The organism is Bradyrhizobium sp. AC87j1, from assembly GCF_002936975.1.
Taxonomy (GTDB): Bacteria; Pseudomonadota; Alphaproteobacteria; order Rhizobiales; family Xanthobacteraceae; genus Bradyrhizobium; species Bradyrhizobium shewense.
Map to the genome: position 1 here is coordinate 1 of NZ_PTFE01000286.1, position 536 is coordinate 536.

Consider the following 536-nt stretch of genomic DNA (forward strand, 5'->3'; position numbering starts at 1 on the left):
GGACAGCCGAAGAATGTGCAGGTGTTCTGGGGCTATGCGCTGCATCCCGACCGCGTCGGCAATTTCGTCGCCAAGCCGATGTCCGATTGCGGCGGCGCGGAGATCCTGAAGGAGCTCTGCGGTCACCTGAACTTCGATCCGGCCGTGTTCGACGACGCGATCTGCATTCCCTGCCGCATGCCCTACATCACCAGCATGTTCATGCCGCGCAATCTGACCGACCGGCCGCTGCCGGTGCCGAAGAATTCGGTCAACCTCGCTTTCGTCAGCCAGTTCGTCGAAATCCCCGACGACGTCGTGTTCACGGTCGAATATTCGGTGCGCGCGGCGCAGATGGCGGTCTATCAGCTGATGAAGATCGATCGCCCGGTTCCGCCGGTGACGCGGCACAACAAGTCGCTCGCGGTCATCTTCGCGACGCTGGAAAAGGCGTTCGCGTGACGGCTGGCCAGCGTCGCTGGCGCCTGCGATAGGAGCTATCGCGGCGCTGCCAGCGGCAGGCTGACGTGAAAGACGGCCCCCCCTGACGGTACGTT

The 536-nt window shown here is 63.4% G+C and carries 1 protein-coding gene; it reads left to right on the forward strand.

Going from position 1 to position 536, the window contains the following annotated elements; genetic code table 11:
- Positions 1-441: oleate hydratase (locus CV770_RS41350; RefSeq protein WP_201760276.1), on the forward strand; the 441-nt coding region annotated here is incomplete at its 5' end.
- Positions 442-536: the final 95 nt, after the last annotated feature.